Below are 14,575 nucleotides of genomic sequence, written 5' to 3' on the forward strand. Positions count from 1 at the left end.
GCGGTGCATCCTCTGGCTGAAGGAGAACCGCCGGCTCGCCACCCGGTTCGAGAAGCTCGCCGTGAACTTCCTGGCCATGGTCAAGCTCGCCATGATCCGCCGTTGCTTCCGACTCATCGAGCCGCCAGACAGAACCTAGCCTCGGCCGACGAGACGGAACGTCACGCTTGGGATTGCTTCCGCGCCCGGTCTCGCTCCTTCATTTCTTCGACGATCTTTGAGACCTCGCCGCCCGCGTGGAAGCTGGTTTCCCCGAAGAGGCGGTCCAGCACGACGGGCAGGTCGTCGATGAGCCCCACTTCCGCGCCCCGGTCGAGCAACGCGAGGGTCCGCGCCGTCGCGAGCCCCCTCCTGCGGGCTTCCTGTATCCCTCTCTTGTCGTCGATCAGGAGGCTGGCCGCCCCTAGCTCAAGCGCCAGGGCGATGGCCGCTTTCTCGCCGGCGCCGCGCTTCCCGCGGCCCAGACGTGGGATGTCTTCAACGAGCGATGGCGCGGCAACGACGAGCCACCCCGGCGGCGAGGCCGCCCACGCTCGTACCGGCCCTGGCGCGCTCTCGGCTGACATTTCGTCCATTACCGCGGTTGGCGCGTGCACCGTGCCGAAGAGCCGGGGCAGGATATGGAGGCGGTCGATGAGGACGAGGTAGTGCAGGGGAGACAAGTTCGAAACGATCGTCATGGCCGACCTAGCTCGCGAAGGGAGGCCCTCTCCGCCTCGAACTCCTCGCGGGTGTACTCGTCGCCGACGCCGTGATCCTTCAGGAGCCGTTGGGTCTGGTCGAAGCCCAGGCCGAGGGTCTCGCTGAGGTCGTCGTGCGTGATCTTGCCGCGGCGGTAGAGGGCGACGAGGAACCCTTCCTTGGCCTCGCGGTCGAGATCCACGCCGGCGGCGCGGAGCTGGCGCTCCAGGTCGCTCGGCACGTCGAAGCTGATGCTCATGGGGGGCCTCCATCGCGGTTTGGGCGTCCATCCCCAGTGTTCGGGCCGGGGGCCCGTCTTTCAAGGCGGCTGTCGGTCTAGGAGGAACCGGGGGGGATATGCGACAATCTCGGGCCGGAAATCGGTCTAACCAGTGAAGGGACGAGTTCGAAGACATGAGCGACGGCAGCACGCCCGACGGCAACGCACCCCTGGCCTGCGACTTCTGCGGACGCCCCGCGTCGGACGTCGGGCCGATGATCGAGGGCAAGGCCCTCCAGCCGCTCGCGCCGGGGAGGACGATCGCGCACATCTGCTCCAGCTGCGTCGACGTCTGCGACGACATCTTCCAGCAGCACGATCGGGCCAAGGTCCAGATCGACAAGGTCCCCACGCCCCGCGAGCTGGTCGCCCACCTGAACGATTACATCATCGGCCAGGAGGCGGTGAAGAAGACGCTGGCCGTCGCCGTCGTCAACCACTACAAGCGCGTGCTCGGCCGCGAGGTGACCGACGAGGAGCTGAAGGAGGTCGAGGTCGCCAAGAGCAACGTCCTGCTGATCGGCCCGACCGGCTGCGGCAAGACGGCGCTGGCCCAGACGCTCGCCCGCCGGCTGCACGTCCCGTTCGCCATCGGCGACGCCACCACGCTGACCGAGGCCGGCTACGTCGGCGAGGACGTCGAGAACCTGATCCTCAAGCTCGTCATGGCGGCCGACTACGACATCGCCGCCGCCGAGAAGGGGATCATCTACATCGATGAAATCGACAAGATCGGGAAGACCAGCCAGAACGTCTCGATCACCCGCGACGTCTCCGGCGAGGGGGTCCAGCAGGCGCTCCTGAAGCTGCTGGAGGGGACCACGGCCAACGTCCCGCCCCAGGGGGGGCGGAAGCATCCCGAGCAGCAGTACCTCCAGGTCAACACGACCAACATCCTGTTCATCTGCGGCGGCACGTTCGTCGGGCTGGACGAGATCATCGCAAAGCGGCTGGGCCGCAAGATGATCGGCTTCGGCCGCGGCGAGGAGCCCAAGGACCGCGAGGTCGAGCGCAACGAGCTGATGGCCCACGTCACGCCCGAGGACCTGGAACGCTACGGCATGATCCCGGAGCTGATCGGCCGGCTCCCCATCATCGCCACGCTGGACCAGCTCTCGGTGGCCGACCTGGAGAAGATCCTCGTCGATCCCCGCGACTCGCTCACCAAGCAGTACCGCGTCCTGTTCCACCTGGACGGCGCCCGCCTGGAATTCACCCCCGAGGCGATCCACGAGGTCGCCAAGCTCGCCAAGGCCCGCGGGACCGGTGCCCGCGCGCTGCGGTCGATCATGGAAAACCTGATGCTGGAGATCATGTTCGACCTCCCCGAGCGCGACCCCGGGCAGACCTACGTCATCACCGACAGGATCGTCCGCAAGGAGGACCGGCTGTTCGAGCCGTCGCCGGGCGTCTGAGCGAACCGAAGCGGGCGGATCGGGCGGGGCAGGGGGGGGACGCGGGTCATGACCGAGCCGGGTTCGTCGGGGGGCGTGCGCCGTCGCGCGGTGTTGAAGGCCCTTGGCGGGCTCGGGCTCGGCGGGCCGGTGCTGCACCGCGCGGTCGCCGCGGCGGCCGTCGACGGGGACGTCACGCCCGAGATGGTCCAGCAGGCCGAGTGGATCGCCGGCATCGAATTCACCGACGCCGAGCGCCTCCAGGTCGCCATCGCCGCGACCGAGAGCCTCGCCGATTTCGACGCCCTTCGCGGCGTCGAGATCGACTACGACGTCCTCCCGGCCATCCAGTTCAACCCCGCGCCGGGGCTCGCCCCGGCCGGGGAGGTCGCCCGCAATCGCGCCGCGCCGTCGCCGTCGTCCCCGGTCGAGCGGCCGGCGGATGACGAGGACCTCGCGTTCCTCCCCGTGTCGCGGCTGGCGTCGTTGGTGCGGTCGCGGAAGGTGTCGTCGGTCGAGCTGACGCGCCTTTACCTCGGCCGATTGAAGCGGTTCGACCCGCTGCTGAAGTGCGTGGTCACGCTCACCGAGGACGTGGCCCTGCGCCAGGCCGAGGCGGCCGACGCCGAGATCGCAACGGGGCGGTATCGCGGGCCGTTGCATGGCATCCCCTGGGGCGCGAAGGATCTGATCGCCTACCCCGGCCATCCGACCACCTGGGGGGCACCGCAGTTCAGAACCCGCGTGCTGGACGCGAAGGCGACCGTCGCCGAGCGGCTGGAGGAGGCGGGGGCCGTTCTGGTCGCCAAGCTGAGCCTCGGGGCGCTGGCGATGGGGGACGAGTGGCACGGCGGCATGACCCGCAATCCGTGGGATCCGCGCGTGGGTTCGAGCGGGTCCTCGGCCGGGTCGGCGGCGGCGACCGCAGCCGGGCTGGTGGGGTTCGCCATCGGCAGCGAGACGATGGGGAGCATCGTCTCCCCCAGCCGGGTCTGCGGCACGGCCGGCCTGCGCCCCACGTTCGGGCGCGTCTCGCGCCACGGCTGCATGTCGCTGGCGTGGACGCTGGACAAGCTCGGCCCGATCGCCCGGAGCGTCGAAGACTGCGCCCTGATCCTGGACGCCATCCACGGCCGCGACGGCCTGGATCCCACCGCCGTCGACGAGCCGTTCGCGTGGCCGCCGTCGGGGGGCCTGTCGCGGATCCGCGTCGGCGTCCCGAACGTCGAGGGCAAGCCGACCGACGACCGCGACGATGCCCGCGTCCTGCGAGCCCTGGGCTTCGAGGTCGTCCCCATCGACCTGCCGACGCGATACCCCGCCGGGGCCATCGCGTTGATGCTGGGCGTCGAGGCCGCGACGATGTTCGACGACTTCACGCGGCGGCACGAGGAGGAAGGGCTCAACGGCTGGCCCGAGACCTTCCGCGTCCACCAGTTCACCCCGGCCATCGAATACCTCCGCGCCGCGCGGGCGCGGACGCTCCTGATGCGGGACATGGGGGCCCTCTTCGACGAGATCGACGTCTTCCTCTCCCGCGGCAGCGACGACCTGGTCATCACGAACCTGACGGGCCACCCCTCCATCACCTTCCCCGTCGGCCTCCGCGAGCGCGAGGGCCGGCGGCTCCCGCGCACCATCACGCTGTCGGGCCGCCTGTACGACGAGTCGACCCTGCTGGCCGTCGCCATGGCCTACGAATCCGCCGTCGCCGACCCCTCCCGCCGCCCGCCGATCGCCAGGTTCCTCGCGGGACGCTGACAGCTCGGTCGACCCAGCCGACGCGGCCGGAAGTTGGCTTCGTTCGCGCGCGGCTTTATGCGCCGGTTGGTCGTAAGTCAAACTCCTGTAATGTTTTGCTCGCCCGCGATATTGGCTTCGTTCGTCATTTTCGATGTTTCGAGCGTGCGACGCATGTTCCCTCTCTCGGCTGGAGACGGTGGACCGGAGGGCCGGGGGAGGGTCGGGGGCTGTCGATGAAGCGACGATGCATGGTCCGCGCGACCGGCGCTATTTCCGCGCTCCGCCGACCCTCACCCGCCGCTGGCGCGGCTACCCTCTCCCGGCGGGAGGGGGGACGATTTGCGCCGGGCGCGCGCTTCGCCTCACGGTTTGCGCGTTCGTCGCGTCCGATCCGTCTGGAACCGAATCCGAATTGTCAACGAGCGTCATCGAACTCCCACATGATCCGCGGCGATGAGCGCGGGATTTCAGGTTCCCGGAAATTTTTCGCGAAACCGGCGGCGGGCGCCGGAGGAACTCGCGACGGCGCGTGGGCGTCGATACGATGACCCTGCCATCGTCCGCGACCCGTCACGAGTCCGTGAAGGAGCCGTCCCATGCTCGCCGTCGCCGTGCTCTGCCTCGCGTCGCTGGCCCAGGTCCCTCCCGATCGGCCCGTCATGTTGCGCGGGACCGTGATCGAGCGGGGGACGGATCGACCGGTCGCCGGGGTCTCGGTGCGCGTCTCGGAGGGCTTCGACGCGCCGACGGTCACGACCGACGCCCAGGGGAGGTTCGACGGGCTCCCCGCGGCCGACGCCAACGTGATGCCGGTCAACGGGCAGATGGGCCCGATGTTTCGCGTCAGGGCGGAAGACGATCGGGCGTGGCCGTGGACCACGCCCGGAGCCGATCGGGAGCCGGTGGCCGCGCCGGATTTCCGACGGAATCAGGTCGTGTGGGCCGTCTATGAGCAACAAGTCACCTCGCGGTGGAAGGGGCAAGGGCCCCAGGCCGAGCTGGTGGTCGATTGCCCGCCGGTCGGGGTCGTCGAGGCCGTCGTCCGGGGGCCCGACGGTCGTCCGCTCGCGGACACGCCGATCGTCCTCGTGCCGGGGCGGGGGCTGCCGTTCTTCTCGATCGCCCCCGTCCACGTGTCCGGCCGGACGGACAACGCCGGGGCATTCCGGATCCGCGAGTTCGGGGGACAACGGGAGTTCGGCATCCGAGTCGCCGGGGTCGGCTTCGGGTCGACGGGGCTGGTCGAGGTCGCGCCCGGACGGGTCAGCCGCCCGGAGATCCCGCCGCTCGCGAGGTTCGCCCGGATCGAGGGCCGCGTGGACGACTCACTCAAGGCCCCCGGGTCGCGCGTGGATCTCATGACACGCGCGTTCAACGAGGCGTCGGCGCCGTCCGCGGGGGTCGACGAGGATGGCCGATTCACGCTGGACGACGTGGTGCCCGGCGACTACACGCTCCGTCTCCGTCGCGGCGCCGAGGCCGTCGCCGCCCAGTCCACCCAGGTCTGGCTAGGTCCGGGGCAGGTGTCGCGAGACGTGATGGTCTCGCCGGCCCCGCCGCCGTCTCCGGAACTCGAGCAGGCGCGGCAACGGATGGCGCGCCAGATGGGGGGCGAGCCGGGGCGAGAGGTCGGGTGGGTCGAAGGGACGGTTCGCGACGACGAGGCCCGGCCGCTCGCGGGCGCGACGGTTTTGGCCCGGGTGAACTACAATGGCGGCATGCGGATGGCCACCGACGTCAAGAAGACCACCACCGACGCGGAGGGCCGGTATCGCGTCGAGGGCCCCATGTACCCGATGATGGGGATGATCTTCGTGGTGGTCGCGGCGAAGGACCGGCCGCCGCTCGTCGCCCACGCGATGGGACTCGACCCGTCGCTCGATCCGAAAGACCAGAAGCCCGCGCGGCTGGATATGACGGTCGGCTCGCGGGGGGGCTCGCTGGCCGTGAAGGTCGTCCAGGACGGCCGCAAGGCGCCGGGCGCGACCGTGCGGCTCGTATCGACCGAGACGGGGCAGGGCTTTCAGGAGATTGGCCGGCCGGTCGATCCCGGCGAGTTGGACGAGATGAGGGAGATCACCGTCCCGACGGCCGTCACCGGGGCCGACGGCGTCGCTCGCTTTCAGAACGTCGCGCCCGGCCTCTATGACGCGTACGCGTTCCCGGACGTCGACCCGGGCCAGCCTTTCGCCAAGAAGGCCGTTCGGCCCGGTGTCGCGTTCCTCGGCATGGCGGCGGTCCAGGGGTACGCGCGCGGGATCGAGGTCGCCCCCGGCGGGCGGGCCGAGGTGACCCTCGGCATCGACCCCGAACCCAGCCCGACGCGTTTCCTCGTGCTGGGACCCGACGGCGCGCCGGCCGCCAACCGCGCCATTTCCGTCGGCATGATCCGGGGCCGCGAGACGTCGGGGGGTGGGGTGACGATGGCCCGGACCGACGCCCAGGGCGTGTGCTCGGTCGCCCTCCGGCCGGGCCTGTGGACGCTCGACGTCCGCTACGGGGACTCCGAGCCGAACTCCTACCCCATCCAGACCGAGCCATATTACCAGGCGGCGATCCAGGTCCCCGCCTCGCCGGCCCTGGCCGAAGCCGGGCCGATCACGCTGCGGGCCGAGCGTCGCGAACGAGGCGCGCTGAAGGTCCGGCTCCTCGGCCCGGACGGCGCCCCGGCGCGTGGGGGCGTGGTGATCCTGCCGCTCTTCCCCTCCGGCGGGGCCAATCAGGGCGCGACGGTCGACCAGGAAGGATGGGCTCGGTTCGCCGACATGCCATCGGGGAAGTACCGCCTCCGGGGGTTCATCGACGGCTCCGACCCCGCCCCTCGGCCGCGCTACGGACGCCAGCTGAGTGATGACGAGCTGTCGAATCGGGCGATGATGTTTGATCGCGAGACGACCGTGGAGTCGGGCAAGGAAGCCGTGGCGGAGCTTCGGATGGAACCGGTTGGCTACGTACGCGCGACGATCCATCCCCCCGCCGACCGCTCCCCGACCGACTTCACGGCCGCGCTCCGAGGCGTCGAGCTGCCCGGCGAGTTCCCGACGTTCGAGGTTTCCGAGGATCGCGCCCGTTACCTGTTCGGGCCGGCACCCGTCGGCCGCTGGCCGGTCGTCGTGGTCCCGCTGGCCATGGTCGGCGGCGCTCAGCCCCGGAACGAACGCGAGGTGGAGGTGGAGACGAGCCGCGTCGTCCACGTCGACGTCGACGCTCCGGCGGGGGCCCCCCGCGCGGAGGATACGCGGAACCAACGCTTCGCCATGATCCCCACGGGGGGGATCGACCTGCAATACGGCGGTCCCGAGGCCGTGGCGGTCACGGTCGTCATGGCCGACGGCGCGACGCCGGCCTTCGGCGCGCGGGCGCTCTTCATCGCCGCCGGGGCCTCCGAGCCGGCCCTGATGGGGACCGCCGACGCCGCCGGCCGGCTCACCTGGACGGGCATCTCGCGAGGGGGCCGGCCCGATGGGGAGGGGCCTGAACCGGTGAAGGAGCCGACCATCGTGGCCTGGGCGCCCGGACTTGCCGGCCCGGCCGTCGCCACGGTCAAGCCCGGCGAACCCCTGCGGATGACCCTCCCCGAGCCCGCCGGAGCCGCGGGCCGGGCGACGGTGGGCGGCGCGGCGATCTCCGGGGGCGACGCCCGAATCCGCGTCGTGCTCGCGACCGAGGGCAAGGGGGCCGTCGCCGCCGCGATGCGGAGGGAGGCGACGGCGGACGCCGACGGCCGCTTCCGATTCCCCGCGCTGGCCCCCGGCCGCTACGTCGTCCAGGCCATCCGCGACGAGCTTTGGGCGTCGAAACTCGTCCCGCTGGTCGTCGCGCCCGGCGAGGAGGCGAAGGTCGCCGTCGACGTCCCCGCCCCCGGCGCGACGGTCGCGCTCGAACTCGTCGACCGCCGGGGGGAGCCGATCGCCGCCGCGTTCTCGATCAAGCCCCTCGCCGGCCCCATCGCCGACCTCGCCCCGATCGCCGGCCGGTCCGGCGACGACGGCCGCGCGCTCCTCCGCGGCCTCCCGGCCGGCCTCCTCGGCCTCGCCGTCGAAGGCGTCCCCTCGCCGTTCGCCCTGGACGTCCCGCCGGCCCGCGCCGGCGCCGGCCCGCTGGACATCCGCGTGGAAGTCGCAGGCCAGGGTCCTTGAGCGGGATCGAGCGTCGTCGGGGTCGCGATCAGGCCCCGGGCCCCCCGGCGGCGTCGGGCCGCCGGTAGCCGAACAGCGCATGCTCCTTGATGTGGGCCGCCACGGCGGGGGGGACCATCGCCTCCCACGTCGGGTCACGCTCTGCGAGCTTGCGCAGGACGTCCTGGGGGAAGTACCGCAGGTGTTCGGGGTCGTATCCCTCGATGCCCTCGACGTAGCCGTTCCGGCGAAGATGCTCGTAGAGCGCCTGATGCTGGAGGGGGAGTTCCAGGTCGTCGGCCGTCACGATCCGCGCCGCCGCGGCGTCGAACAACGGATGGACGTAGAGCTTCAGGTCGTTGCGGAAGAGGCGGCCGAGCGCCTCCAGCAAGCCCCCCTCCAGATCCTCGTAGGCGCGCTCGTCGAAGAGCTCGATCAGCGTGGGGACGCCGAGGGGGACGCCGATGGGCCGCTTGGTGTAGCGCCGGAGGTACGAGGCCAGGCGGTGGAACTCGTAATAGTTCGAGATCAGGACCGTCGCCCCGGTGGTCGCCAGGACGTCGGCCCGGGCGAGGAAGTCGTCGTAGTCGATCTCGCCGCCGACGGGGGACGTCGAGCGCAGGTCGCGCATCGTCAGCTCCATGAGCGTGACGATCTCGGATTCGCCCGACCCTGGCCCGCCGGCGGCGACGTGGCCGGCGAACTGCCGCCGCGCCGCGCGGAGCATGTCCAGGTTCGTCAGCGTGACCGGCCGGAACGACCCGCGTTCCACGAGGATCGGCTTCTTGTGCAGCGCCTCCGAGGGCTGCAAGACCTCCCCGGCGGCGGAGAACATCGCGGCGTCGCTGAGCCCGAGCTGGACGAGCTTCAGGCTCAACAGGCGGTGGTCGAGCGACCGGAACTCGGGGCCGGAAAACCGGATCATGTCGATCTCGATCCGGTCGGGCGTGAGGTCGTCGAGCAGCGACCGCATCAATTCGTCCGGGTCGCCGAACTGGTAGAGGGCACCGTGGATCAGGTTCACCCCGACGACGCCGAGCGCCTGCTGCTGGGAGACGTTGTCCCTGTCGAGCATCCTGACGTGGACGACGATCCGGCTGGGGGCCGAGCCGGGCGTGGACTGGAACTGGATGCCCATCCAGCCATGGCACTCGTTGGTGCCCAGATGGTTCCTCGCGGCGACGGTGTCGGCGAACGTGAAGAAGTCGGTCTCCGCCCCGCGACCCGGGCCGAGGCGCGCCAGGAGCATGTCATGCTCGCGATCGAGCATCGACTCCAGGCGGTCGCGCGAGACGTAGCGGGCCGCCGGCCCGTACATGTCGTCGCTGACCCTCATGTCATACGCCGAGATGCTCTTGGCGATCGTCCCGGCCGCGCCGCCGACCTGGAAGAACCATCGCACGACCTCCTGCCCGGCGCCGATCTCGGCGAAGTTGCCGTATCTCCGCCGGTCCAGGTTGATCCTCAGGGCCTTCTCGCGGGTCGTCGGACACTCGCGATCGGATCTCGGTTCCACGTCCGCGTTCTCCCATTCGAAGCCCCGTTCTCGCCTCGTTGAATTGTAACGGCGGCGCGGAGCGACACCCCCATTTCAAGGAGGCGGCTTCCCCGAACGGACGAGGCCCGCCCTGGTTCGGGCGGGCCTCGCGTGGATCACGACGGCGGGAGCGCCGGGAGGGTCGGGCTCAGGTGAGGTCGGAGAGCGGGCCGTCCCCGCAGAAGTCCGGGTTGCCGAACGACTTGAGGTCGGTGTGCCCCATGCCGTGGGCGATCGAGAGCAGCAGGCGGTTGTGCGCCACCTTGGGGAACTTGAGCGACCGGCCCATCTTGAAGTCGAGGCCGTTGCCGACCATGACGAACGGGATGTCGTTGAGCGTGTGCGAGTTCCCCTTGCCCAGCTCGTTGGTCCAGAGGATCGAGGTGTTGTCCAGCAGCGAGCCGGGGCCGCCGGGCTCCGGGGTCTCGGCCAGGCGCTTCGCCATGTAGGCGAGCTGCTCGCAGAACCACTTGTTGATCTTGGTGAGCTTCTCGACGGCCGCCTCGTTGTTGTCCGGCTCGTGCGACAGCTCGTGATGCCCCTCCGGGATGCCCAGCCAGTTCATCTTCGCCATGCCCACCGAGTTCGTGTACTGGAGCGTGGCGACGCGGGCGAAGTCGGCGGCGAAGCTCTGCACCATCAGGTCGATCTGCGTCTTGCTGATGCGCGGGATCTCGTCGTTGACCGCCTTGATCCCCGGCTCCAGCTCGGGGACCGCGTGGTCGAGCCCGTCGTCGGTCGAGGTCAGCTCGCGCTCCATCTCGCGGACGAAGGTGGCGTGCTCCTCCAGGATCCGCCGGTCCTCCACGCTCACCGCGGTCTCGATCTTCTTCAGATCGTCCTTCACGTCGTCGAGCAGGCTCTTGAGGCTCGCCTGGTCCTTCATCCGGCCGTACAGCTTGGAGAACATGCGGTACGGGTCGTCGATCGGCGCGATCGGCCGGTTGGGGCCGTCGTAGACCATGCGCGTCCAGGTGTCGGCCCGCTGCGGGACCATGACGCCGAACTCCAGCGAGCCGAACCGCGTGCGGGTGGCCTCGTCGGCCTGGTACTTCTTCTTGATCTCCTGGTCGATCGACAGCCCGCTCGCCCAGCCGGCCGGCGTGTCCGAGCCCCCCTGGATGTTCCCCGGGAACAGCTCGATGCCGGTGAGCAGGCAGCCCATCCCGCGCATGTGGTTGTCGCCGTCGCCGCGCACCTTGTCGCACACCCCGTGCATGATCAGCGTGCGGTCCTTGAACGGCTCCAGCGGCGTCAGGCTCTCCTTAAGCGCGAACTCGGCGCCGGTCTCGTCGGGCCAGAAGGCCTTGGGGATGACGCCGTTGGGGCTGAACATCACCACCAGCCGCTTCTTCCGCGCCGAGGTGCCGGCGAAGCCCAGGCTCGGCAGGTTGAGCACGAACGGCAAAGCCGCGGCGCTCAGGCCTAGATCGCGCAGGAACTCGCGTCGCGAACGGGTCCGGGCCATGTCTCGTCTCCTGGGTTGGGTTGGCGAGGCGATGCGTCGCCGGAGGTTGGTGGATGGTTCGGTCGGTCGGGTCGTCTTGAGCGCCCGGCCCGACGCCCGCTCAGGGCGCCGAGGCGACCGCGTCCCCCTCGGCTCGCCGGGGGGTGGTCGCCGAGGCCGCGATCTCCTCGATCATCAGCCGGCGGATGTTGAAGTCGTGGGCCTCGAACGCCGCTGTCAGCTCCCGCGCCGTGTCCATGCCGAAGGCGTTGATCGGCTGCTTGGTCAGGTAGTGGAACAACTGCTGGGTGAACGCCGAATGGGCCTCCTCCGACCCCGCGAGGTATCGCGCCAGGTCGACCGGCCCGTCCAGCGCGACGACCTCGCCGGTGCGCGACTGGTATTCGCCCTTCGCGTCGATCGGCTTGCCGCGTTCTTCCTTGCGGAATCGTCCCACGGCGTCGAAGTTCTCCAGCGTGAATCCCACGGGGTTGATGATCGAGTGGCAGGTCATGCACGATTCCGGGCTGGTCTGGACCGCGACCCGCTCGCGCGTGGTCAGGCCGTCGTCCAGGTCGGGGGCCGGCGAGACCGCCTCCGGGGGCGGGGGCAGCAGCCGCCCCAGCACGCCCCTCGCCAGGAAGACGCCGCGATGGATCGGCGAGCTGACGCTCGTGTACGCGAAGCTCGCCATCAGGTAAGGATGCGTCAAAAGCCCCGCCCGCGGCTCGCCTTCCAGCTTCACCTTCTGGAACGGCGCGTCTTCCGGCAGCGAGGCCCCGTACAGCTTCGCCAGCCGGCCGTTCAGGTACAGCTCGTCCGACTGGAGGAACCGGCGGAAGTCCGACCCCTCGCCCCACGCCACGTCTTCCAGGAACATCTCCAGCGACGTCCGCAGGTCCCCCGCCACCGCCTCGTCGAAATCGGGGAACAGCTCCGGATCCTTCGACAGATCCGACACCCGGTCGACCTTGAGCCACTGGAGCAGGAACTCCCGCAGCTTGGCCCGCGTTCGGAGGTCGTCCACCATCCGCTCCGCCTGCGCCGCGACCTGCTCGCGCGTCTTCAACTCGCCCTTGCCTGCCGCCTCCATCAGCGCGGCGTCCGGGAGCGAATCCCACAGGCCGAACGAGATCCGCGAGGCCACGTCGAAATCGTCGAACTCCGCTCCCGGCTCAAGATAGAGGAACCTCGGCGAGACCAGCGCCCCCAGCACCACCTTCTTGATGGCCGTGTCCACGTCGTCGCCCGACTCGAACCGGCGATCGACGAGCGTCGCCTTCTGCTCTTCCGTCAGCGGTCGACGGAACGCCCGCTCCACGAACTTCCTCGCGAACTCGCGCGCCTTCTCCGCTCGCTCGGGAGCGTCCGGCTTGACCTGGAGCAGACGATTCAGGTGATCGGCCACGTATGCCGCCGTCTCCAGCGCGGCGTCGGTCGTCGCCTCGTCCCAGGCCTTCGACACCGACGTCCCACGCTCATATCCCATGCTCCGGTCGTCCGGGGGGAGCGGGGTCTGGAGGACGAACAGCTCGGGCGTGCGCTTCGGCGAGAGATACCGCGCCGAGATCGTCTCCAGCGCCGCCGCCGGTCGCTTCCACAGCAGGGCGATGGTGGCCGGCATCGGCGGGGGCGTCACCGTCTTGCTGTCGTCGACGCCACCCTTGCCCTTGGAGAACTCCAGCCGGATCGGATAGACCCGTCCGCCGATCAGGCGGAGCGATTCGCGGAACTCCGTGTCGTCCCCCGACTTGACCCAACGGTCGATCAGCGGCGTCTCGACGTCGTTCACCCACAGCTTGACCGAGTGCTCCGTGCGGACGACGAACTCATAGTCCCCCGTCTCCGGCGCGAGCACCCCGCCGTTCCACCGGATGAAGAACCGATGCCCGACCTCCTCAGACTCCGGCAGGTTGACGCCGAAGTCGAACCGGACTTCCGAGTCGACCCGCTCGATGATGCGGTCTTCCTTCTTCCAGTGCTGGTGCGACTTGTAGTACTCGGCCTGGAGCCCCTTCGGACCCTCCCATTCCATCGGGCCGCGGAACGACCCGATCAGATCCATCAGCGTGTTCTGCGTTTGGCGGACCGTCAGCCGAGACAGCTCGATCCGCGCCGGCTTGTTGCGAGCCTGGGCGATCGGCGAGTAGAAGGCGTCGTGCATGTAAGCCGAGACCGCGTCGGCGTCCTCCCCGACGCATGTCCCCGGGTCGTCTTCCGGCATCGTCCTGGCGATATACCGCGAAAGCTGCTTCACCGACTTGTCGCCGATGAGCGCGTGCGGAAAGTAGTCGCTCCCCTCGCCGCCCTTGCCATGGCACGAGAGGCATTGTGCCTCATAGATGGCCCGACCCTTCGCGATCTCGTCATCGCGTCCGACCGACGCAAGCAACAAGGGCACGGAGAAAAAAAGCCCGAGGGCCAAAGCGAGGCGCGTGGGAAAGGGGATCGGGGAGCGGTTCATGGCTGACCGACCTCGAATGGGCATGGCGACCCAGGAGCGCCGATCGCGGGAAAGCATCCCGGACGAAGGCATCTCAAGGGTCGTGGCGGGTTCGCGGGGGGGAGTCGGGCCGGACGGCTCGTCCGTTCAACAAGTCTTCGACCACTTCCCTTGTACGTCAAGACTCCAGCCAACGCAAGGGGCCGAGCGACCCATGGCGGAGGGAAGGCCAGGGCGGCCCCCCGGGTGGGATAAATTCGAGGTCGCGAGTCAAACGCGATTTGGCCTTCAATATAAGGGCAGGAAGAAGACCCACGGAAACCCCGCGCGTCACCACTCCCCCGCTGGCGGATGGAGACCAAGCCGAAAGACCATTAATCAGGGGATGGACGGCGGGCACAGGATGGAAGCGAAAGGAGATTCTGGATACCGAGTCGAACCCGTGAACCCGTGCGGCATGCTCGCAAAACGCCATCCAGCATACTCGCCAAGAGGCTTCGTCACCAAGGACAAGGCAACCCAGCTCGAAACGGCCCCAAGAGCCGACCTATGCAACCCCGAGAACTAGAGAATTCGTCGAAAAAACGAGGCGGCGAAGTTCGCGTAAAGCCTTCTCTTGTAGATTGTTGAGGCATGAAGCAGGTAGCTTCCACGGAATTTTCCCCACTGGACCGTTGACCCGCGCCGCGATCCTGGTACTATCTCTCTTGTCGAGCGGACAACGCCACGACGACAAACACACGGCCGACCTGGTCATCAACGACGGGTCGGCCGAAATCGTCGACGGCGGAGCGAACTCGGGGGCGACACGCGGCGTAGGAAGGTCAGCGAAGACCTTGCTACGAAGTCAGGTCGCCGATCTTTGACAATCCGGTCGATCGTGAATGACAGCGAGACGCCGTCCGCACGGCCCGACGCTCTTCTCCTTGAGA

Annotated in this window: 8 protein-coding genes; 3 read left to right on the top strand and 5 right to left on the bottom strand. The window is 69.4% G+C overall.

Annotated features, from left to right (window positions below; translation table 11 throughout):
* Positions 1-161 precede the first annotated feature (161 nt).
* Both WG209_RS23220 and WG209_RS23225 read right to left on the bottom strand, forming a co-directional pair.
* Positions 162-680, bottom strand: coding sequence for a hypothetical protein (locus tag WG209_RS23220; protein ID WP_337177488.1), 519 nt, complete (start codon positions 678-680; stop codon positions 162-164).
* Positions 677-940, bottom strand: a complete 264-nt coding sequence (locus WG209_RS23225; protein ID WP_337177489.1) for a UPF0175 family protein — start codon at positions 938-940, stop codon at positions 677-679. Before WG209_RS23225 ends, WG209_RS23220 begins: the two co-directional genes overlap by 4 nt.
* A 155-nt stretch (positions 941-1,095) precedes the next feature.
* Here WG209_RS23225 and clpX point away from each other — a divergent pair, with 155 nt between their 5' ends.
* From clpX to WG209_RS23240, 3 genes are all read left to right on the top strand, one after another.
* Entirely contained in the window at positions 1,096-2,376 is a 1,281-nt protein-coding gene (clpX, locus tag WG209_RS23230) for an ATP-dependent Clp protease ATP-binding subunit ClpX (protein ID WP_337177490.1), read from the top strand.
* Between the two features lie 48 nt (positions 2,377-2,424).
* Positions 2,425-4,116 carry an amidase gene (locus tag WG209_RS23235; RefSeq protein WP_337177491.1) on the top strand — a complete coding sequence of 564 codons (1,692 nt, stop codon included), beginning with the start codon at positions 2,425-2,427 and terminating at the stop codon, positions 4,114-4,116.
* A 578-nt stretch (positions 4,117-4,694) separates the two neighbouring features.
* On the top strand, positions 4,695-8,237 hold the full coding sequence (locus WG209_RS23240) for a hypothetical protein (protein ID WP_337177492.1): 3,543 nt from the start codon (positions 4,695-4,697) through the stop codon (positions 8,235-8,237).
* 28 nt (positions 8,238-8,265) lie between these two features.
* Here WG209_RS23240 and WG209_RS23245 read toward each other — a convergent pair whose 3' ends face one another.
* The 3 genes from WG209_RS23245 to WG209_RS23255 all read right to left on the bottom strand — a co-directional run bounded on the left by WG209_RS23245 (position 8,266) and on the right by WG209_RS23255 (position 13,736).
* On the bottom strand, positions 8,266-9,732 hold the full coding sequence (locus tag WG209_RS23245) for a TonB-dependent receptor (RefSeq protein WP_337177493.1): 1,467 nt from the start codon (positions 9,730-9,732) through the stop codon (positions 8,266-8,268).
* 169 nt (positions 9,733-9,901) lie between these two features.
* Complete coding sequence (locus tag WG209_RS23250) at positions 9,902-11,221, bottom strand: DUF1552 domain-containing protein (RefSeq protein ID WP_337177494.1); 1,320 nt, start codon at positions 11,219-11,221, stop codon at positions 9,902-9,904.
* A 100-nt stretch (positions 11,222-11,321) separates the two neighbouring features.
* Positions 11,322-13,736, bottom strand: coding sequence for a DUF1592 domain-containing protein (locus WG209_RS23255; protein WP_337177495.1), 2,415 nt, complete (start codon positions 13,734-13,736; stop codon positions 11,322-11,324).
* Positions 13,737-14,575: the final 839 nt, after the last annotated feature.

The organism is Paludisphaera sp. (assembly GCF_037189885.1).
GTDB lineage: Bacteria > Planctomycetota > Planctomycetia > Isosphaerales > Isosphaeraceae > Paludisphaera.

Excerpts from the sequence above, each read along its gene's own strand:
- clpX (WP_337177490.1), top strand. The coding sequence starts at position 1,096 with ATGAGCGACGGCAGCACGCCCGACGGCAACGCACCCCTGGCCTGCGAC.
- WG209_RS23220 (WP_337177488.1), bottom strand. The coding sequence starts at position 680 with ATGACGATCGTTTCGAACTTGTCTCCCCTGCACTACCTCGTCCTCATC.
- WG209_RS23235 (WP_337177491.1), top strand. The coding sequence starts at position 2,425 with ATGACCGAGCCGGGTTCGTCGGGGGGCGTGCGCCGTCGCGCGGTGTTG.
- WG209_RS23250 (WP_337177494.1), bottom strand. The coding sequence starts at position 11,221 with ATGGCCCGGACCCGTTCGCGACGCGAGTTCCTGCGCGATCTAGGCCTG.
- WG209_RS23240 (WP_337177492.1), top strand. The coding sequence starts at position 4,695 with ATGCTCGCCGTCGCCGTGCTCTGCCTCGCGTCGCTGGCCCAGGTCCCT.
- WG209_RS23255 (WP_337177495.1), bottom strand. The coding sequence starts at position 13,736 with ATGCCTTCGTCCGGGATGCTTTCCCGCGATCGGCGCTCCTGGGTCGCC.
- WG209_RS23225 (WP_337177489.1), bottom strand. The coding sequence starts at position 940 with ATGAGCATCAGCTTCGACGTGCCGAGCGACCTGGAGCGCCAGCTCCGC.